A 19,868-nucleotide genomic window follows, 5' to 3' on the forward strand; every position below is an offset into this window, starting at 1 on the left:
GCGAGCCGGCGCGATGTTGGAAGCCCTACGAGGTCTCGGATACTCGACTGCTGCAGCTTTGGCTGATGTGATTGATAACGGTGTCTCTGCCGGTGCGTCAGAAGTGCATGTGACGTTCGACTGGGATGGTGAGAGAAGTCGAATTTCCATATTGGACAACGGACGAGGCATGGACGATGCGGAGTTAGAGGAGGCAATGACGCTTGGCGTCAAGAATCCTCTCGATGACCGCGCGCCTAATGATCTCGGCCGTTTTGGGATGGGCTTAAAGACCGCATCCTTTTCGCAGTGCCGCTGTCTCACTGTTGCGTCTAAACAGATAGGTGGCCCAGTTTCTTGCTTGCGTTGGGATCTAGATGCTATTGCCGCATCTACGGATGTTGGATGGAGGATGTTTGAAGGGGCCGCCCGCGGCTCTGAAACATTCATCAACCCGGTCAATGCGGTCCACTCCGGGACAATAGTCCTCTGGGAGCAGTTGGATCGAGTCGTCACGCCTGGCTATACCCTCGATCACTTCGCTGACTTGGTAGACGATATTGAACTACGTGTGGCCATGGTTTTTCATCGTCTCTTAGAAGGGCCAAGCCCTGTTATTCGGCTGTTCCTTAACGGAAAGTTAGTTAGTCCGTGGGATCCCTTTATGACAGGGCATCCTGCGAAACCGTGGCATTCACCAGTCGCCCGAATTCTCACTCCATCAGGTCTCGTGGAGGCTCAATGCCACGTTTTACCACACAAAGATCGACTCTCCGAAGATGAGTTCCGTAAGGCCGGGGGGGCAGAAGGATGGACCTCTCAACAAGGTTTTTACATATATCGGAACCATCGCTTGCTTCTGGCTGGCGGATGGCTTGGACTTGGACAGGGACGCGCATGGAACCGAGAGGAGCCTCACCGGCTAGCGAGGATCAGATTAGATATTCCCAATACTGCCGATTCGGCTTGGAAGATCGACGTCAAGAAGTCAACAGCCCGGCCTCCTGTAACAGTGCGTCCGTGGCTTACGAAGTTGGCTGAGGATACTAGAGAAAGAGCTAGGAGAGTCTTTGCTTTTCGGGGGGCGCCAATGCCTGGTCCTGGAGGTCTCAAGATTGAACAACAAGCATGGCGGGTCGAGCGACTCAAGGAGGGTGTCCGATATCGTATTGAAGAGAGGCACCCTGCAGTTGCTGCGGTAATTGAGGCTGCTGGCGGTAGTTCAGATCTTGTTCGCGCCATGCTGCGCGTTGTTGAGGAAACTGTACCTGTCCAGCGAATATGGCTCGATACAGCCGAGAACAAAGACACCCCAATAACCGGCTTCTCAGGAGAGTCTGAGACGGCTCCTGACGGCGTCCGAACTGTCCTCCTTACGCTTTTTAGGGACATGTTGGGGCGACGAGGGATGAGTCCTGAAGTAGCGGTCACGATCTTGTCCTTGACTGATCCTTTTCATAATTACCCTAATCTTGTCGCGTCCCTTCCGAGTCTCGCGGCTACACTCTTGGAAGGGAATGAATAATGACGGAAGCGCAGAACAAGGTATTTCAGCGAGTCGTCAGTGTCGCTCAGACATTCTTGGTTGAGGCAATGGAGAACGGCTCAATTACGCCGACTCTCATCGCCGAAAAAGTCGAATTTGTAGCGACGCATATGGCCCCAGGTGAAAGTGTCGACCGGAAAGAGGCTGTTGCAGAGCTTATTCGTCGATTCAGCCTATGGATCGGTGGGGCATCCACATTATCGGATAGAACTGGCCATAAGGATTGGCTTAACACCGCCCGTAAAAGGGACTGGCGTTACTGGCAGCGCTACCGTGATTTCCTAGAAAACAAAATGTCCATTAAGGCCGTGGATGCCCTAGATGATGCGACCAATAAAATTCTCGAACTGCTTGAGGATCCACTTCGTGAGGGGGGCTGGGATAGGCGCGGGCTGGTGGTTGGACATGTCCAGTCCGGCAAAACAGGTAACTACACTGGGCTTATATGCAAAGCAGCCGACGCTGGATACAAGATCATTATTGTGCTTGCTGGCCTGCACAACAATCTGCGCTCCCAGACCCAAATTCGCTTAGAGGAGGGCTTCCTTGGCTATGAGACCTCGGCGAAGAACGATTTGGTCCGCTACATTGGAGTGGGCGAGAACGGGCGCGACGCAGAGATCCGCCCCAACTGTGCTACTAACCGCTCGGATAACGGCGACTTCAATACCAAGGTCGCGAAACATCTAGCTATCTCTCCAGAGCAGAGGCCTTGGCTATTTGTCGTCAAAAAGAACAAGACGGTGCTAGATCGCCTCCTCAAATGGATTCGTAACCATGTCGCGGATTCCAAGGACTCTGATGGCCGTCCCCTAGTATCAGGCTTTCCTCTGCTTCTAATTGACGACGAAGCCGATCACGCCTCTGTCGATACAGGGGACCAAGTGGTGGGCAAGGATGGCTCTGTGGATGACGAGTACCAGCCTAAGGCCATCAATAGTCGCATCCGGAAAATTCTCCATTCTTTCTCCCGAAAAGCCTACGTGGGATACACCGCTACACCGTTCGCGAACATCTTCATTGATCGGCGCAAGGCGACGAAGGAGGAAGGGCCTGACGTGTTCCCGCAGTCATTCATCATCAACATCTCTGCGCCGTCAAATTACATCGGTCCTGCCCGTGTCTTCGGACTACGCGCGCCAGAAGGGCGGGCTGGCGGTTTGCCTTTGACTCGTGAAGTTGAGGATCAGGCGGCCGGGACAGAAGAAGCTGGCTGGATGCCTCCCAAGCACGGCAAGAACCACGTACCCCTGTTCAACGGGCGTGACGAGGTGCCCCCTTCCCTCAGGGAGGCGGTTTCGGTCTTCGTTCTAGCCTGCGCCGTCCGTGTACTACGCGGACAGGGACGCAGGCACTGCTCGATGTTGATTCACGTCACTCGCTACACCGCCGTTCAGGAGGAGGTTCGTCGTCAGGTTGAGGAACTGGTGAGGGGCTATCGCCAACGGGTGGAGCGCGGCTTTGATAGAGACAAATTGATGGCGGAGTGGCGTGAGCTCTGGGAGTCTGACTTCGTCCCGACGTCGGCAACCGTGGCGAAGGCCATGGATGAGACTGACGGTGAATTCCACCTTCCGGAATGGGAGGAAGTGGAGGATGTTCTGGCGGATGTACTGGGCGATTTGGCCAATAGCGTCAGGGCAATCAACGGGTCCGCCGGGGACGTCCTCGATTATGCGGAGCGCGAAGAGACCGGCTTGAAGGTCATTGCCGTAGGTGGAGACAAACTCGCCCGAGGCTTGACTCTCGAGGGTCTATGCGTCAGCTATTTCGTTAGAACCACGAAGATGTACGACACGTTGATGCAGATGGGCCGCTGGTTCGGATACCGGCCAGGATACCTTGACCTCTGCCGCCTCTATACGACGTCTGATCTCATCGAATGGTTCGGGCACATTGCCGACGCTGCGGAGGAGCTTCGCCAAGAGTTCGACACGATGGCCAAAGTACATGCTACGCCAGAGAACTACGGCATGAAGGTTCAATCGCACCCCATCCTTATGGTTACCTCGCCTATCAAGATGCGTAGTGCTAAAAGTCTGCAGGTATCGTTCTGTGGCTCGGTTCTTGAGACCGTCGCGTTCCATCGTGATTTATCTGTCATTGAGCGAAATCTAGTAGTCATGGAGAGGCTCCTTGACGCTGCCGGAACACCTGCGGAGAGAGATGCAATCGTCCGAAGACGAGGCGAAAGCGATCAGGAGTGGAAAGGGTTCCTCTGGAATAACGTCCCCGCAGAACACGTCATCGAGTTCTTTTCCGGATATCTGACTCACCCCGCCGCGCGGAAGGTCAACAGTGCAGTTCTGGCTGACTTCGTTAAGGTGATGGCAGCCAAGGGGGAACTCACGTCTTGGACTGTCGCACTCGTAGGCGGTAGCGACGGAAAGGACTGCATGATCTGCGAAAAATATGCTCTGGAAAACATGATTAAACGAAGCCAAAACCCAAGTTCGAAAGGGGAGCATTACTCCATCGGGCGTCTTCTTTCGCCTAGAGATGAATCGATTGATCTCGACGAGGATGCCTGGATGGCAGCTCTAGATCTCACCATCGACGATAGGATGATGGATCCAGCGCGAAGAACCGAAGAAACAGGTAAAGATCAGCCTAGAGCACCGAGTGGGGTCTTTGTGCGACAGGTTCGCGGATTGGGTGCAAAAGGCGTCGTCGGCCATCCCGAGCGAGGTCTTCTACTTATATATCCTATTGACCCAAGAGATGCAGGATTCCCTGAAGACTCTGCACCCATCATAGGCTTCGGAGTGAGTTTCCCTGCGAGCCGCTCGACGACGACGGTCAAGTACGAAGTGGACCATCTGCTTTGGGAGACTGAGTATGCGCCGGCCTATTGATGAGTTTGTCGCAGCTTGGGGTGCGCTTTCTGGGAGCCAAGGTGAGGTAGGAGGCTGGCTTGGCATCGCGGTGACTCCCGCCGGGAAGTGCGAGCTCATGGCTGCCAGGCGTTGCCCGGGTAATGAAGAGTCTCTTCTTGCTCGCTTCCCGACGGCCCGTCTCGGATCGTCCGAGCGCCTTCCTGAGGGTAGGGGCTTCGAAGTAGTCCGAGCGGATCCTCGTGGCGACGGGAAGACTTGGATAGCGTTATCACGAAAGGAATCTGGCAGCTCCGAGCTGTTCTCAGAAATGGTCAGTGACGTCGCTGGAGCCATGGATGTTTCCGCAGTAGAAGGCGAGGATGCTGTTTTACGGACAATGTTGCGTAGGGTTCGTATGTGGCAGCAATTCATGTCCCGCGGGCCTGCTCCTCTCAGTCCCGAGGCTGAGCTTGGCCTGATGGGTGAGCTCACCTTTATGGTCGCTCTGATGGACTCTGGAGTTGCTACTGAGGAAGTGCTCAGAGGCTGGGTTGGGCCCGACGATGCTCTGCAGGATTACCTGTTGGGTGACGGAGCGATTGAGGTGAAAGCAACGATGTCCTCGTCTGGTTTTCCAGTGAAAATAGCCTCCCTTGAGCAGTTGGACGACTCGATTGCGTCGCCACTTTTTCTTGCTGCGATACGGTTCAGTTCTGACGACGGACTCACCCTTCCAGAAATGGTCGCGGACACTACGCAACGCCTTGATGGAGAGCCAGGGGCGATTAATCTTCTCAAAGATAGGCTTATGGTCGCCGGATATTCCGAGATCCACTCTACCCATTACACCCGCAGGTTTGAGCTGAAGGAGACGCGAATTTTCGTTGTGTCCGAGGGCTTTCCTCGGCTTACTACGGGCAACACTCCTGTAGGCGTTACGAGAGCTTTATACGAAATTAATCTGGACCACGCTGGTGAATTCCTTTCGGATCTCGACGCGGCGCTAAAACTACTAGGAGTAACTGGATGACGCTTGATGAGTTTTTCGCGGAGACCAAGGTTGAGATAGCGACTCAGATGTCTGATGGCGCCCCCTTTGGCGAACTCGTTTTTTCCGAAGTGGTTATGCAGCACCTTGTTGATGCTGGAATGACTTTTGATCCTGTGGTTTGCCACTTTCAGGGGAAGGTAGGCAATGCGAATTTGCGTTTAAGTGGCTACGCCATGTCTGAGGACGCTGACCAGCTTGACCTGTTCGTAAGTTTGTACGAAGGCTTCGAAAGCCTCTGTCCTATTCCTGACCAAGACATCAAGACCGCAGCGGCCCAATGTGTTCGTTTCTTAGAGCTCTGTGCAGCCGGGCGTATTGCTGAAAAACTCGATCCTTCAAGCGACGTACATTCGCTCGCGCTGACAATTCGAGAGATTTATGACGGACTTGAACAGGTTCGTGTTTACGTACTCACAGACGGTATAGCCAAGTCGAAGAGCTTTAAAGCACGTGACGTTGGCGGAAAGTATGTGAAGCTTGAAGTTATGGATATTGAACGCTTATTTCGCCATCGTTCTGAAGGTAAGCCTCGTGATGAGCTTGTCATTGACTTCAACGAGGTATCTGGTTCCCCATTACCATGCGTTTTCGTACCAGGTGAAACAGGAGACTATGACTACGCGCTTACCGCAATCCCAGGGGAGGCGCTTCGTTTTGTTTATGAGAAATTCGGTCCTCGCTTACTTGAGGCCAATGTGCGCTCATTTTTAAGTGTGAAGTCCAAGGGGGTGAATGCTGGACTGCAAAATACTTTGCGGAATTCTCCAGAAAGGTTTATGGCTTACAATAATGGAATTGTATTAGTCGCTGACGAGATGCGGTTGGATCGTACCGTAGACGGATCTCCGGGCATCGCTTGGTTGCGTGGTATGCAAATTGTTAATGGCGGTCAAACTACGGCATCAATTTTCTTCGCTAAGAAGAAATATGCCGACACGGATTTGAGAAAAGTCCGCGTTCCAGCCAAAATTATCGTTATGAAAGAGCAAGATCCTGCAAAGGAGGAAGCGCTTGTTTCTGATATCTCGCGATATGCCAATAGTCAAAATGCTGTGAGGCAATCAGATCTATCGGCCAATAAGCCGTTTCATGTCGATATTGAGCGGTTGTCGCTCTCTGTATATTGCCCTGATGGTATGGGTCGATGGTTCTATGAGAGAGCCGCGGGAAGTTATAATACTCTTCTTGCCCGTGATGGTGTAACACCAGCCAAGCTCCGTGCCCTGAGGGAGTCTGTGCCCACTTCAAGGAAGATCACAAAGACTGAGTTGGCGAAGTATTACACCGCTTGGGAAGGGCATGCTGATGTTGTTAGCCTTGGCGCGCAGAAGTGTTTTGATCGCTTTATGTCTGATATGGCTGAGGTGGACTCTAAAGAAACGATTTTTACTCCAGATGTTGCTTATTTTAAGGCTGTTGTTTCTAAAGCCCTGCTGTTTAAAGCAGTACACAAGGTTGCCAGGCCATTGGTTCCAGCCTTCCTCGCGAACGTTGCCGCTTACACGGTTGCAGTAATTTCTCATGCTTACGGCGATTCATTTAATCATGAGCGTATCTGGAATAGACAAGGTGTGTCTCCCCAACTTGTTAAGCAGATCGAAATCTGGGCTAGGGAGGTCAATGATCGCCTTCATGACACCGCAAATGGCAAGATGATCTCGGAATGGGCAAAGCGTCCAGAATGTCGAGAGGCTATGTTCTCCCGGCCGTTCTCCCCACCTTTGTTAGATGTGCCTGAAGCGCTTTAGCACTAGGCGTTAGATGCAATTTAAGATTTTAATCGAGATTTGCTAAAGCACGAATTTTAGTTGGTGAGGGCAGGCAGGGAATTTGCCATTTTTCTTTGGGCCTGCCCCGATACTACCTGTTGGATGTTTTGCTCGAAAGATTACTTGGTTTGATCAGGGGGCGGCGATGTTCGGCGATTTTTTCCTGATCTATAGGAGTCTATTATCGTTGCAACTACTGCTGCGATTTTCCTAGCAAGAAGTGGTGGTACCGCGTTCCCTATCTGTGTGTACTGTTGCGTTCTATTTCCCTCGAAAAAGTAATTGTCAGGGAAAGTCTGCAATCGGGCCGCTTCGCGGACAGTCAAGCTGCGGCACTGACTTGGATCAGGGTGTATGTAGTAATGGCCATCTTTAGCTATGTGGGCGACAACCGTCGTAGATGGGCCATTTTCCATTTGAACTCTAAAGCGGTCACTAAAGGGGACCGAGTCAGAGGACACATTCTCATGAGCTGGCAGGAGCTGTACTGGGAATTGGTGTATTTTTGGAGAGACATCGTTCAGCTTCGCGTAGCTAGCTGCAAAGATGTACCTATGCAGATCAGAGCGCATATGACTTCTTGCCTCATGCTGGAGCACCCCTTTCAGTTTGGTATCGAGGAACCAGTCACGCTGCTTGGCGTTCATTTCTGGAACTACCGTCCACGGTATAAATGCTCCGCCGTTAGAAATAAGCCTTTGTGCTTTAATCGCCGCATCTTTCATGGCATCGATTAACTCACTGCGGCCGGCTACATAGGGTCGTAAAAGCAAGGAACTGGCTTCATCCAGCGCTGATAACCAGGCTTCGAGCGAGTCTCCACCTCTTGAAATCTTGCTCCTGATTGGAGGGAGCCCTGATAAAGCCTGCCCAACTGTAAACACAGTTTTGCTGCGCTCCATTACTAGCTTGTGAGGACTTTCCAACAAAGCGGGACAGTTCGAGGCGACGTCAGAGCGAATTCCAAGCAGAATAACGCGATGTCTAGCCTGCGGAAGGCCGTGACGTTCTGCTTGAATGACAAAGTCGTGTGGATCTGGTTTTTCCACGTCTTTAGGGACGACTAAAGAGCGAATGTTGTACGAGAGATCTCCGGCAGGAGCTGAGAGGTCTTCTAAAATTTGCTGAAATATGTGCGAGCCACTGTGTTTTGAGGACAGTATGCCTTTAACGTTCTCCATTACGAAGATCGTTGGTTTGAACTTGCGAATAATCCGCAAATACTCTTTATAGAGAAAGTGCTTTTCGTCGCTCTCAAACTCCTCTTGGCTCTCGCGCGTACGACGGGCCCGTCCCGCGACAGAGTATGCTTGGCAAGGCGGTCCGCCAATGAGCACCCAATCTTCAGCGCCGACCAAGGCTTCCTTGATCCAATTATCGACTTCGTCCGGCGAAATTTTACCAAGCTCTGCGAGCTTAGCCTCTTGCGCGGCCGCTACGGCTTCTGCCGGGACGTCTGGGTGATTGAAAAGCGCTTCACGAGTAATTTCGCCCCGGATGTATTGGTAATAAGCTTCTGGCGCTTCACCTTTTGGGAATGCGCGAAACAATGCGCGGAGGGATAGTGTGGCGTGAGCCACAGGATCTTTCTCGATCGAGACTCGAAGCTGGAACTTACGCACTCCCTTCTCATGGCCGCCAATTGAAGAGAATCCCTCCCCTAGTCCGCCCGGGCCCGCAAAGAGGTCGATGACCGGGATAGATTCCTTATATTTCATTGATTTAGTCGATGCGCCTGAGACAAAAATAAAAAAAGCGCATTGCAGCGCTCGGGAGAATTGCGGCACCTGAGAGGCACGCATTTATAGGCGATAAATGGTAACGGTTCACTAGGTACTCGGCAAGAAATGAACCTCGGAAAGAGGGACCGAGGTTCACCGTGTACAGATGCACGGCGGGGCGTGGAGTTCGCCCCAGTATCCAAGCGACCAATAAGGGACTGAAACCTTGCTTTTACCGACCCGCCTGCGAATATTCGCCGGTCTACAGTCGTGAGACGAAGCCCGGTAAAGCTATAGCTTTGTGATTGTGGTTAGCTCGCGCGTAAGGTGTAGGTCTTTGCGGGCGCGACCTTCCAGTAGGAAGTCTGCATCAGTCACTCTGTGGGTGACGTTCGCGTGAAGTTTCAGTTTATTCGTTGAATACAAAAAAGCCCTGAACAGATCAGGGCTTTCTCGCAGGTCTTAGCTATTCGCTCAAGCCTGACAAATTCGCTGGCTCGGAAATTAATCCCAGCTCAGCGCGCCGCCAGTCTGGTACTCGATTACACGGGTTTCGAAGAAGTTTTTCTCTTTCTTCAAGTCCATGATCTCGCTCATCCACGGGAACGGATTCGTCGTCCCTGGGTACTCTTCTTTCAGACCAATCTGCGACAGACGACGGTTGGCGATGAACTTGAGGTAATCCTCCATCATCGCCGCGTTCATGCCCAGCACGCCGCGCGGCATGGTGTCGCGCGCGTATTCGATCTCCAGCTGAGTCCCTTGCAGGATCATCTGGGTCGCTTCTTCCTTCATCTCGGCATCCCACAGGTGTGGGTTTTCGATTTTGATCTGGTTGATCACATCGATACCGAAGTTCAGGTGCATCGACTCGTCACGCAGGATGTACTGGAACTGCTCGGCGACGCCGGTCATTTTGTTGCGACGGCCCATGGACAGGATCTGGGTGAAGCCGCAGTAGAAGAAGATGCCTTCCAGGACGCAGTAGTAGGCGACCAGGTTGCGCAGCAGCTCTTTGTCGGTTTCGACGGTGCCGGTTTCGAACTTCGGATCGGAGATCGAACGGGTGTATTTCAGGCCCCAGGCGGCCTTTTTGGCGACCGATGGGATCTCGTGGTACATGTTGAAGATCTCGCCTTCATCCATGGCCAACGATTCGATGCAGTACTGGTAGGCGTGGGTGTGGATCGCTTCCTCGAAGGCCTGGCGCAGGATGTACTGGCGGCACTCCGGGTTGGTGATCAGGCGGTACACGGCCAGCACCAGGTTATTGGCGACCAGGGAGTCGGCGGTGGAGAAGAAGCCGAGGTTGCGCATGACGATGCGACGTTCGTCGTCGGTCAGGCCTTCGGGGTTTTTCCACAGGGCGATGTCGGCGGTCATGTTGACCTCTTGCGGCATCCAGTGGTTGGCGCAGCCGTCGAGGTACTTCTGCCAGGCCCAGTCGTACTTGAACGGCACGAGTTGGTTGAGGTCGGCGCGGCAGTTGATCATGCGCTTTTCGTCAACGGCGACACGGGCGGCGGAGCCTTCCAGCTCGGCGAGGCCTTCGGCGACGTCGAGTTTGTCGAGGGCGGCCTTGGCGCGGACGATGGCGGCGGAGTCACTGGCGGTGACGGCGCGGGCTTCGATGGCGGCGGCAGCGCCGGCGCCGTCGAGGCGGTCCATGTTGGCTTCGGTGGCGTGGCCGGCGTTGGCGCCTTTAGCGGCAACTTCGCCTTCTTCTTCTTTGTCGAATTCGTCCCAGCTCAGCATGACGTGTCGTCTCCTGCGTGAGGGCTCAAAGGTGCCCGTGTGAAACCGGATGGTTGGGTGTTCACACGGCCCTAGGGCCGCGGTGGATCTTAAGGAATCGTTTGTTGCAACAGCTAGCGCAGGCATTAAACGGAATTGGGTAACGGGTGCTCTGCGTGAGGCTTGAGGGGCGGAGCGGTAGGTGCTTGCTCCAGCGGAGGCCTCAGGTCTGGCTCTTCATCCCGGTGTAAAGGGATATTGCAGGCCCGATTTACCCGCGCATTGTAGGGGAAAAAAACGGCTTTGTGTTGGGGCGGATGGTCACGGCGACCGGCCAGAATGGCGTGTTTTTCGGCCAGAGTGCGGATTTATAAGGCTTTGCTGGGGTTGGATTTTTTTGACGGGCGGTGGGATGTTTTTTGTAGGGCTCGGGGGAGGGGCGCGTGGGACGCTTTATGGGGGGGGTGTGGCTGAAATCGCCATCGCTGGCAAGCCAGCTCCTACAGTGGGTTCGTGGTGTCCTAGGGCCGGTTCTTTGCCGCAAGAACGATTTCTTGCGGCGAACAAGATCACACTAATGAAGTTATTACCCGTTAGAGCAACCGTTGCCCATCACATGGTAATTAAGAATATGGCGCTGACCTTGTGAGTCTTCATATTCCATCTTCACCGGTACAACTTCGCACACTTCCGGAATACTGCTCATGGACAGTACTTTGGCAACATCCAAGTGGGTGTTGTATGTGTAGTCTTCAACAATCGGGGTGTTGCGGCCAGCTACGTCAGTCGGGGCTTCGTCGGCCAGGGCGGCGGTTGCGCAAAAGCTGCTGAGGGCCATAACTACTAAAGCTTTCATTTCTCTATTTACCTTATTTAGGTCGAATGGGGTCACGGGGCCCTTATGAGGCCGCGTGTGTAACTTGAAGGTTTTGAAGTTCGGATTAACGTTGCCTTCGTGGGGGCTGTTGCGTTGTTAATCACTGCGGTATGTAACCAAAGTGCCTTGTTGGCGGAGTTGATTTTAGGCCCTCAGGTTATATTCATATACCCGTACTTTTGATAAACACTATTGGCGGTTTTTGTAACAATCCTGTGGTAAAGCTTTTTTCACAAAGGCGCAAAGCGCCACGGTCCGCGGGCTAGAGCCGTGCAGGGGCATATCAGGGCAATTTGTAGGGGCTTGTTACTACCATCGTCGAATGGTTCTATAGACCCGCCCCGGCTACAACAGGGCCATACAACAACAACTATGTCACCGAGGTAAGAAAGATGAGTGCGGCTTCCCTGTACCCCGTTCGCCCCGAAGTAGCAGCCAACACGCTGACCGACGAGGCGACCTACAAGGCCATGTACCAGCAGTCGGTGGTCAACCCCGATGGCTTCTGGCGCGAGCAAGCCAAGCGCCTCGACTGGATCAAGCCTTTCACCACGGTGAAGCAGACCTCGTTCGACGATCACCATGTCGACATCAAGTGGTTCGCCGATGGCACCCTGAACGTTTCCTACAACTGCCTGGACCGTCACCTCGCCGAGCGCGGCGACCAGATCGCGATCATCTGGGAGGGCGATGACCCTGCCGAGAGCCGCAACATCACCTACCGCGAGCTGCATGAAGAAGTCTGCAAGTTCGCCAACGCCCTGCGCGGCCAGGATGTGCACCGCGGCGACGTGGTGACCATCTATATGCCGATGATCCCCGAAGCCGTGGTCGCCATGCTGGCCTGTACCCGCATTGGTGCGATTCACTCCGTGGTGTTTGGCGGTTTCTCGCCGGAAGCCCTGGCCGGTCGCATCATCGACTGTAAGTCGAAGGTGGTGATCACCGCCGACGAAGGCATCCGCGCCGGTAAGAAGATTCCGCTGAAGGCCAACGTCGACGACGCCCTGACCAACCCGGAAACCAGCAGCATCCAGAAGGTCATCGTGTGCAAGCGCACTAATGGCCAGATCAAGTGGAACCAGCATCGCGACATCTGGTACGAAGACCTGATGAAAGTGGCGGGCACCGTGTGTGCGCCCAAAGAGATGGGCGCCGAAGAAGCGCTGTTCATCCTCTACACCTCCGGTTCCACCGGCAAGCCCAAGGGCGTGCAGCACACCACTGGCGGCTATCTGCTGTACGCCGGCCTGACCCACGAGCGCGTGTTCGACTACCGCCCGGGCGAAATCTACTGGTGCACCGCCGACGTCGGCTGGGTCACTGGGCATACCTATATTGTCTACGGCCCGCTGTCCAATGGCGCGACCACGCTGCTGTTCGAAGGCGTGCCGAACTACCCGGATATCACGCGGGTGGCGAAGATCGTCGACAAGCACAAGGTCAATATCCTCTACACCGCACCGACCGCGATCCGCGCAATGATGGCTTCCGGCACCGCTGCCTGTGAAGGCGCCGATGGCAGTAGCTTGCGCCTGCTTGGCTCGGTGGGTGAGCCGATTAACCCAGAGGCGTGGGACTGGTACTACAAGAACGTCGGCCAATCCCGTTGCCCGATTGTAGACACCTGGTGGCAGACCGAAACCGGCGGCAACATGATGAGCCCGCTGCCGGGCGCCCATGCGCTCAAGCCGGGTTCGGCGGCACGTCCGTTCTTCGGTGTGGTGCCGGCACTGGTGGACAACCTCGGCAACCTGATCGAAGGCGCGGCCGAAGGCAACCTGGTGATCCTCGATTCGTGGCCGGGCCAGGCACGTACGCTGTTTGGCGACCATGACCGTTTCGTCGATACCTACTTCAAGACCTTCCGTGGCATGTACTTCACCGGTGACGGTGCGCGCCGTGACGAGGACGGCTACTACTGGATCACTGGCCGTGTGGACGATGTATTGAACGTGTCCGGCCACCGCATGGGCACTGCCGAGATCGAAAGTGCCATGGTCGCCCACCCTAAAGTCGCTGAAGCGGCGGTGGTGGGTGTGCCGCACGACATCAAGGGGCAGGGCATCTATGTGTATGTCACGCTCAAAAATGGCGAAGAGCCGAACGAAGCGCTGCGCCTGGAGTTGAAAAACTGGGTGCGCAAGGAAATCGGGCCGATTGCTTCGCCAGATGTGATCCAGTGGGCACCGGGCTTGCCGAAAACGCGCTCGGGGAAAATCATGCGGCGGATTCTGCGCAAGATCGCCACGGCTGAATACGATGGGCTGGGGGATATCTCCACCCTGGCTGACCCGGGCGTGGTGGCGCATTTGATTGAGACGCACAAGACCATGAACGTCGCGTAAGGCGGGATAGTCGGATAAAGCCCCACTTGGCGTAGGCCGAGTGGGGCTTTTTCATGCCCGCCACATCCCCTGTAGGAGCCCGGCTTGCCGGCGATGAGGCCCGCGAGACAGTCGCAGAATTCAAAGGCCCCATCGCCGGCAAGCCGGGCTCCTACAGTTAACCGTGTTCCTGAGTGAGGTGAGAGGCCAATAAATATCGGTTTCTCTCGCAGGAAGTTTCTGAATGTTACCGTCGAGCGCAAATGTGTAACCCGCCGCCCAAACATGAGGCAAAGCGCTACGCCTATGCCCCGAAAAACCGCGTTTTAGACACCCCAGGAAATAAGATTAAACGCCAGACTTGCCGTGCTAGAAGGGTTTGCGAATAATAGGCCCGCAATTTGCAGCGTCTACAGGTTTAATGTCTTTTGTCTCTGCATAAAATTCAGAGGCTGTCAATGAGCTGGAACCGCTTTCTCGGTGCTTCTGTAAATTGTTGTCGCATTGAGGAAATATCGGCTTCCGGCCTGTCGTTAGAATGCCGATCACTCGCTCGTCGTCTCCAGTGTGTAACTGGTGTGGGACGCAGCACCGCAATTCGGTTTCCCTTAAGTCGCATCGTGGGCCATGGCTCATACTGCTGTTTTGCCCTATACCGATGGAGTCCCAAGATGAAGAAACTCGTGCTGTTGGGCGCCCTGGCGCTGTCCGTGCTGTCCATGCAGGCTTTCGCTGAAGGCAAGCCCCTGAAAATTGGTATCGAAGCGGCTTACCCTCCGTTTGCCTCCAAAGCGCCCGATGGCAGCATCGTCGGTTTTGACTACGACATCGGCAACGCCCTGTGCAAGCAGATGGACGTGAAGTGCACCTGGGTCGAGCAAGAGTTCGACGGCCTGATCCCCGCACTGAAAGTGCGCAAGATCGACGCGATCCTGTCGTCCATGTCCATCACGGAAGACCGCAAGAAGTCTGTGGACTTCACCACCCGCTATTACCTGAGCCCAGCGCAACTGGTGATGAAGGAAGGCACCACCGTCAGCGACAGCCTGGATGAATTGAAGGGTAAGAAAATCGGCGTACAACGCGGTTCGATCCACGATCGTTTCGCCAAGGAAGTCCTGGCTCCTAAAGGCGCCACGGTTGTGCCTTACAGCTCGCAGAACGAAATCTACCTGGACGTGGAAGCCGGTCGCCTCGACGGCACCGTGGCCGACGCCACCCTGCTGCAAGACGGCTTCCTGAAGACGCCGGCCGGTAAAGGCTACGCGTTTGTGGGCCCACAGTTCACCGACGCCAAGTACTTCGGTGACGGCATCGGCATCGCCGTACGCAAAGGCGACAAGGAAAACCTGGACCGCATCAACGCAGCCATTGCCGCGATCCGTGCCAACGGTGAGTACAAGAAAATCCAGGACAAGTACTTCGACTTCGATATTTACGGCGCTGACCCTAAGTAAATCGTCGTAGCTGTCTGTCCCCAATGGCGCAAGCAACAGAATTCCTGAGGTTTGCGCCATTTTTTCATCCCCTTTTTCGAGGACCTGAATCATGTTGAAAGGCTACGGGGCCGTCATCCTCGATGGCGCATGGTTGACGCTTCAGCTCGCCTTGTCGTCCATGGCCTTGGCCATTGTTCTGGGTCTGATCGGGGTCGCGTTACGCCTGTCGCCGGTGCGCTGGTTGGCTTGGCTGGGTGATTTGTACTCCACGGTGATCCGCGGGATCCCCGACCTGGTGCTGATCCTGCTGATTTTCTACGGCGGTCAGGACCTGCTCAACCGCGTCGCGCCGATGCTGGGCTACGACGACTATATCGACTTGAACCCCTTGGCCGCCGGTATCGGCACCCTGGGTTTCATCTTTGGCGCCTACCTGTCGGAAACCTTCCGCGGCGCCTTCATGGCCATTCCCAAGGGCCAGGCCGAAGCCGGCCTTGCGTATGGCATGAGCAGTTTCCAGGTGTTTTTCCGGGTGATGGTGCCGCAGATGATCCGGCTGGCGATCCCCGGTTTCACCAACAACTGGCTGGTCCTCACCAAGGCCACTGCGCTGATTTCGGTGGTGGGCCTGCAAGACATGATGTTCAAGGCCAAGCAGGCGGCAGACGCCACCCGCGAGCCTTTTACCTTCTTCCTCGCAGTGGCGGCGATGTACCTGGTGATCACCAGTGTGTCGTTGCTGGCCTTGCGTCATCTTGAGAAGCGCTACTCGGTAGGCGTAAGGGCGGCTGATCTATGATCTTCGACTACAACGTCATCTGGGAGGCCATGCCGCTGTACCTTGGCGGCCTGCTGACCACCCTGAAACTGCTCGCCATCTCGCTGTTCTTCGGCCTGCTCGCAGCCTTGCCTTTGGGCTTGATGCGCGTGTCCAAGCAGCCGATCGTCAACGGCGCGGCCTGGCTCTACACCTACGTGATCCGTGGCACACCGATGCTGGTGCAGCTGTTCCTGATCTACTACGGCCTGGCCCAGTTCGAGGTGGTGCGCGAGAGTTTCCTGTGGCCGCTGCTGTCCAGCGCCACCTTCTGCGCGTGCCTGGCCTTTGCGATCAACACCAGCGCCTACACCGCCGAGATCATCGCCGGTAGCCTCAGGGCCACCCCCAATGGCGAGATCGAAGCCGCCAAGGCCATGGGCATGTCACGCTACAAGCTGTACCGCCGCATCCTGCTGCCGTCGGCCCTGCGCCGCGCGCTGCCGCAGTACAGCAACGAAGTGATCATGATGCTGCAGACCACCAGCCTGGCGTCCATCGTCACACTGATCGACATCACCGGTGCTGCACGTACGGTGAACGCGCAGTTCTACCTGCCGTTCGAAGCGTATATCACCGCCGGTGTGTTCTACCTGTGCCTGACCTTCATCCTGGTGCGCCTGTTCAAGTTGGCCGAGCGCCGCTGGCTGAGCTACCTGGCGCCGAGGAAGCACTGATATGGAACGTATCGATCACCTGTTGCCCTGGGGCCACCTGGGCTGCGAGCGCCAGCTGAGCGTGTTCCGTTTCGGCAAGGGCGATCGCAAGGCCTATATCCAGGCCAGCCTGCACGCCGACGAATTGCCCGGCATGCGCGCCGCGTGGGAGCTGAAAAAGCGCCTCGCCGAACTGGAACAGCAAGGCGCCCTCAACGGCGTGATCGAGTTGGTGCCGGTCGCCAACCCGATGGGCCTGGGCCAGCTGCTGCAAGGCAGCCACCAGGGCCGTTTCGAGGTGGGCAGCGGCAAGAACTTCAACCGTGATTTCGTCGAGCTGAGCGAGCCGGTGGCCGAGCTGCTCGAAGGCAAGCTGGGCGATGATCCCCACGCGAACGTGCGCATGATCCGCCAGGCCATGAGTGATGCACTCGCTGCATTGCCTGGGCCAAGCAGCCAGTTGCAAGGCATGCAGCGCATCTTGCTGAGCCACGCCTGCACCGCCGATGTGGTGCTTGACCTGCATTGCGACGCCGAAGCTGCGCTGCACATGTACGCACTGCCGCAGCACTGGCCGCAGTGGCGTTCGTTGTCGGCGCACTTGAATGTGAAAGTCGGCCTGCTGGCGGAAGACTCCGGCGGCAGTTCGTTCGATGAGGCCTGTTCGCTGCCGTGGTTGCGTTTGTCCCAGGCATTCCCTGAGGCGCAGATCCCGCTGGCCTGCCTGGCGACTACGCTGGAGTTGGGTGGTCAAGCCGATACGGGCCGCGACGAGGCGATCTTTCACGCCGAAGGCATCCTCGCGTTCCTCGCCGAGCAGGGCTTGATCAAGGGGGAGTGGCCAGCGCCACAGTTCGAGCCCTGTGAAGGCCTGCCGTTTGAAGGCACCGAATTGTTGTTCGCACCCCACGCCGGGGTGATCAGTTACCTGCGTAAAGCCGGTGATGTGGTCGAAAAAGGCGAGCCGATTTTTGAAGTGATTGATCCCTTGGAAGACCGCGTCAGCACCATCTGCGCAGGTACTTCGGGGGTGTTGTTTGCCGTTGAACGGCTACGTTATGCCCAAGCGGGTTTCTGGCTGGCCAAGGTGGCGGGGCGCGAAGCGCTGCGTCACGGGCGCTTGCTCAACGACTGACCACCTGTTTTTGTGAGAACCGACCGCATGTACAAACTTGAAGTCCAAGACCTGCATAAACGCTATGGCAGTCATGAAGTGCTCAAAGGCGTGTCCCTGGCCGCCGCAGCCGGTGATGTGATCAGCATCATCGGTTCCAGTGGTTCGGGCAAAAGTACCTTTTTGCGCTGCATCAACCTGCTGGAGCAGCCCCACGCCGGCAAGATCCTGCTCAACAATGAAGAGCTGAAGCTGGTGGCCAACAAGGACGGCGCCATGAAGGCCGCCGATCCTAAACAACTGCAGCGCATGCGTTCGCGCCTGTCCATGGTGTTCCAGCATTTCAACCTGTGGTCGCACATGACCGCGCTTGAAAACGTGATGGAAGCGCCGGTGCACGTGCTGGGCATGTCGAAGAAAGACGCCCGTGAAAAGGCCGAGCACTACCTGGCTAAGGTCGGCGTGGGTCATCGTAAAGATGCGTTCCCCGGTCACATGTCCGGCGGCGAGCAGCAGCGCGTGGCAATCGCCCGTGCCCTGGCGATGGAGCCGGAGGTGATGCTGTTCGACGAACCCACCTCGGCCCTCGACCCGGAACTGGTTGGCGAAGTGCTCAAGGTGATGCAGGACCTGGCCCAGGAAGGCCGCACCATGGTGGTGGTGACCCACGAAATGGGCTTTGCCCGTGAAGTGTCGAACCAGCTTGTGTTTTTGCACAAAGGCATCGTCGAAGAGCGCGGCAACCCGCGTGAAGTGCTGGTGAGCCCGCAGTCCGAGCGTTTGCAGCAGTTCCTCTCAGGCAGCCTGAAATAATCAAGGCTGCATTTGTGCGCTGAAATGGTGCATGCTTCGCGGTCTGGAATCTTGCCCTAATCCCTGTAGGAGCTGGCTTGCCAGCGATAGCGATCTACCTGGCCCACCGCGATCGCCGGCAAGCCGGCTCCTACAGTTGATCGTCGTTTGTGTTGAGATTTGTGTTGGTTTACGGGCTAGCATTAGCCCTTGTCTTCATTACTGTTACTGGCTTCGGATAGCACTCCATGACCGCCCACAAAATTGGTTTCCTGATTTGGCCCAGCACAAAAGCCCTGACGCTTGCGCTGGCTGAGGAGGCCTTGCGCGTTGCCCAGCGGGTGCATCCGGATGTGGTCTACGAGCTGTCGTTCCTGCAAGCCGAGCCGGCGACCGAAGGCGCCTGGCAACTGCCGGGCGAGCCATGGGCGGGCAAACTGGAAGGCTTTCAGAAACTGTTCCTGCTGGCGGATGAACCGCCGACGGTCATCGCTTCCCAACTGAGCACCGCGCTCAAGCAACTGGTCCGCGCCGGCTGTGTGATCGGCGGCTTGTCGGCCGGTGTGTACCCGCTGGCCCAACTCGGCCTGCTCGACGGCTACCGCGCCGCCGTGCACTGGCGCTGGCAGGACGATTTCGCCGAGCGTTTCCCCAAGGTCATCGCCACCAGCCATCTGTTCGACTGGGACCGCGACCGTCTCACTGCCTGCGGTGGGATGTCGGTACTCGACCTGCTCTTGGCAGTGTTGGCCCGTGATCATGGCGCCGAACTGGCTGGTGCGGTGTCCGAAGAACTGGTGGTGGAGCGCATCCGCGAGGGTGGCGAGCGCCAGCGCATTCCGCTGCAAAACCGCCTGGGTTCCAGCCATCCCAAGTTGACCCAGGCCGTGTTGCTGATGGAAGCGAACATCGAAGAGCCGCTGACCACCGACGAAATCGCCCAGCACGTCTGCGTATCGCGACGACAACTCGAACGCATCTTCAAGCAGTACCTCAACCGCGTCCCCAGCCAGTACTACCTGGAACTGCGCCTGAACAAGGCGCGCCAGATGCTCATGCAAACCAGCAAGTCGATCATCCAGATCGGTCTGTCGTGCGGCTTCTCCTCGGGGCCACACTTCTCCAGCGCCTACCGCAACTTCTTCGGCGCCACCCCGCGTGAAGACCGCAACCAGCGGCGCAGCAGCAGCCCGTTCGAACTCTCTTCGGTGCCGTCAGAGCGGGGCTAGG

General features: G+C 56.1%; 14 protein-coding genes. 11 read left to right on the forward strand and 3 right to left on the reverse strand.

Annotation, left to right across the window (positions count from 1 at the left end):
* Positions 1 to 13 precede the first annotated feature (13 nt).
* Genes AC0IYN_RS17535 through AC0IYN_RS17550 form a run of 4 tightly spaced genes read left to right on the forward strand, consistent with a single transcriptional unit; the run spans position 14 to position 7,140 of the window.
* Positions 14 to 1,504 (forward strand): ATP-binding protein, encoded by a 1,491-nt coding sequence (locus tag AC0IYN_RS17535; RefSeq protein WP_471842372.1) that lies wholly within the window; start codon positions 14 to 16, stop codon positions 1,502 to 1,504.
* The gene (locus AC0IYN_RS17540; protein WP_471842373.1) at positions 1,504 to 4,380 is read left to right on the forward strand and encodes a Z1 domain-containing protein; all 2,877 of its coding nucleotides are present in this window, start codon (positions 1,504 to 1,506) and stop codon (positions 4,378 to 4,380) included. Before AC0IYN_RS17535 ends, AC0IYN_RS17540 begins: the two co-directional genes overlap by 1 nt.
* Positions 4,364 to 5,371 carry a PD-(D/E)XK motif protein gene (locus AC0IYN_RS17545; protein WP_078049893.1) on the forward strand — a complete coding sequence of 336 codons (1,008 nt, stop codon included), beginning with the start codon at positions 4,364 to 4,366 and terminating at the stop codon, positions 5,369 to 5,371. The genes AC0IYN_RS17540 and AC0IYN_RS17545 overlap by 17 nt, the downstream gene beginning before the upstream one ends.
* Positions 5,368 to 7,140: an AIPR family protein gene (locus tag AC0IYN_RS17550; RefSeq protein WP_471842374.1), complete on the forward strand. Its 1,773-nt coding sequence runs from the start codon at positions 5,368 to 5,370 to the stop codon at positions 7,138 to 7,140. Before AC0IYN_RS17545 ends, AC0IYN_RS17550 begins: the two co-directional genes overlap by 4 nt.
* A 140-nt stretch (positions 7,141 to 7,280) precedes the next feature.
* On the opposite strand, the gene AC0IYN_RS17555 is transcribed toward AC0IYN_RS17550, so the two are convergent.
* From AC0IYN_RS17555 to AC0IYN_RS17565, 3 genes are all read right to left on the reverse strand, one after another.
* Positions 7,281 to 8,783: a DNA cytosine methyltransferase gene (locus AC0IYN_RS17555; RefSeq protein ID WP_471842375.1), complete on the reverse strand. Its 1,503-nt coding sequence runs from the start codon at positions 8,781 to 8,783 to the stop codon at positions 7,281 to 7,283.
* 603 nt (positions 8,784 to 9,386) lie between these two features.
* Positions 9,387 to 10,637 carry a ribonucleotide-diphosphate reductase subunit beta gene (locus AC0IYN_RS17560; protein ID WP_032879817.1) on the reverse strand — a complete coding sequence of 417 codons (1,251 nt, stop codon included), beginning with the start codon at positions 10,635 to 10,637 and terminating at the stop codon, positions 9,387 to 9,389.
* Positions 10,638 to 11,202: 565 nt separating this feature from the next.
* The gene (locus AC0IYN_RS17565) at positions 11,203 to 11,472 is read right to left on the reverse strand and encodes a DUF2790 domain-containing protein (RefSeq protein WP_471842376.1); all 270 of its coding nucleotides are present in this window, start codon (positions 11,470 to 11,472) and stop codon (positions 11,203 to 11,205) included.
* Between the two features lie 413 nt (positions 11,473 to 11,885).
* Between AC0IYN_RS17565 and acs the strand changes: the two genes are divergently transcribed.
* From acs to AC0IYN_RS17600, 7 genes are all read left to right on the forward strand, one after another.
* Positions 11,886 to 13,841: an acetate--CoA ligase gene (acs, locus tag AC0IYN_RS17570; protein ID WP_406599866.1), complete on the forward strand. Its 1,956-nt coding sequence runs from the start codon at positions 11,886 to 11,888 to the stop codon at positions 13,839 to 13,841.
* A gap of 650 nt (positions 13,842 to 14,491) precedes the next feature.
* Positions 14,492 to 15,277, forward strand: coding sequence for an ABC transporter substrate-binding protein (locus tag AC0IYN_RS17575; RefSeq protein ID WP_406599867.1), 786 nt, complete (start codon positions 14,492 to 14,494; stop codon positions 15,275 to 15,277).
* Between the two features lie 91 nt (positions 15,278 to 15,368).
* On the forward strand, positions 15,369 to 16,058 hold the full coding sequence (locus AC0IYN_RS17580; protein WP_010208305.1) for an ABC transporter permease: 690 nt from the start codon (positions 15,369 to 15,371) through the stop codon (positions 16,056 to 16,058).
* Positions 16,055 to 16,753, forward strand: coding sequence for an ABC transporter permease (locus AC0IYN_RS17585; protein ID WP_471842377.1), 699 nt, complete (start codon positions 16,055 to 16,057; stop codon positions 16,751 to 16,753). Before AC0IYN_RS17580 ends, AC0IYN_RS17585 begins: the two co-directional genes overlap by 4 nt.
* Position 16,754: 1 nt before the next feature.
* Positions 16,755 to 17,867: a succinylglutamate desuccinylase/aspartoacylase family protein gene (locus AC0IYN_RS17590; protein ID WP_471842378.1), complete on the forward strand. Its 1,113-nt coding sequence runs from the start codon at positions 16,755 to 16,757 to the stop codon at positions 17,865 to 17,867.
* Between the two features lie 27 nt (positions 17,868 to 17,894).
* On the forward strand, positions 17,895 to 18,659 hold the full coding sequence (locus tag AC0IYN_RS17595; protein WP_008435257.1) for an ABC transporter ATP-binding protein: 765 nt from the start codon (positions 17,895 to 17,897) through the stop codon (positions 18,657 to 18,659).
* Positions 18,660 to 18,886: 227 nt separating this feature from the next.
* Positions 18,887 to 19,867, forward strand: coding sequence for a GlxA family transcriptional regulator (locus AC0IYN_RS17600; RefSeq protein ID WP_016979802.1), 981 nt, complete (start codon positions 18,887 to 18,889; stop codon positions 19,865 to 19,867).
* The last annotated feature ends 1 nt before the right edge of the window (position 19,868 follow it).

It is taken from the genome of Pseudomonas sp. AC112, assembly GCF_979253545.1.

Bases quoted from the DNA above. Each gene is read 5' to 3' on its own strand.
- AC0IYN_RS17535 (WP_471842372.1), top strand. From the start codon at position 14: ATGTTGGAAGCCCTACGAGGTCTCGGATACTCGACTGCTGCAGCTTTG.
- AC0IYN_RS17540 (WP_471842373.1), top strand. From the start codon at position 1,504: ATGACGGAAGCGCAGAACAAGGTATTTCAGCGAGTCGTCAGTGTCGCT.
- AC0IYN_RS17545 (WP_078049893.1), top strand. From the start codon at position 4,364: ATGCGCCGGCCTATTGATGAGTTTGTCGCAGCTTGGGGTGCGCTTTCT.
- AC0IYN_RS17550 (WP_471842374.1), top strand. From the start codon at position 5,368: ATGACGCTTGATGAGTTTTTCGCGGAGACCAAGGTTGAGATAGCGACT.
- AC0IYN_RS17560 (WP_032879817.1), bottom strand. From the start codon at position 10,637: ATGCTGAGCTGGGACGAATTCGACAAAGAAGAAGAAGGCGAAGTTGCC.
- AC0IYN_RS17565 (WP_471842376.1), bottom strand. From the start codon at position 11,472: ATGAAAGCTTTAGTAGTTATGGCCCTCAGCAGCTTTTGCGCAACCGCC.
- acs (WP_406599866.1), top strand. From the start codon at position 11,886: ATGAGTGCGGCTTCCCTGTACCCCGTTCGCCCCGAAGTAGCAGCCAAC.
- AC0IYN_RS17575 (WP_406599867.1), top strand. From the start codon at position 14,492: ATGAAGAAACTCGTGCTGTTGGGCGCCCTGGCGCTGTCCGTGCTGTCC.
- AC0IYN_RS17580 (WP_010208305.1), top strand. From the start codon at position 15,369: ATGTTGAAAGGCTACGGGGCCGTCATCCTCGATGGCGCATGGTTGACG.
- AC0IYN_RS17585 (WP_471842377.1), top strand. From the start codon at position 16,055: ATGATCTTCGACTACAACGTCATCTGGGAGGCCATGCCGCTGTACCTT.
- AC0IYN_RS17590 (WP_471842378.1), top strand. From the start codon at position 16,755: ATGGAACGTATCGATCACCTGTTGCCCTGGGGCCACCTGGGCTGCGAG.
- AC0IYN_RS17595 (WP_008435257.1), top strand. From the start codon at position 17,895: ATGTACAAACTTGAAGTCCAAGACCTGCATAAACGCTATGGCAGTCAT.
- AC0IYN_RS17600 (WP_016979802.1), top strand. From the start codon at position 18,887: ATGACCGCCCACAAAATTGGTTTCCTGATTTGGCCCAGCACAAAAGCC.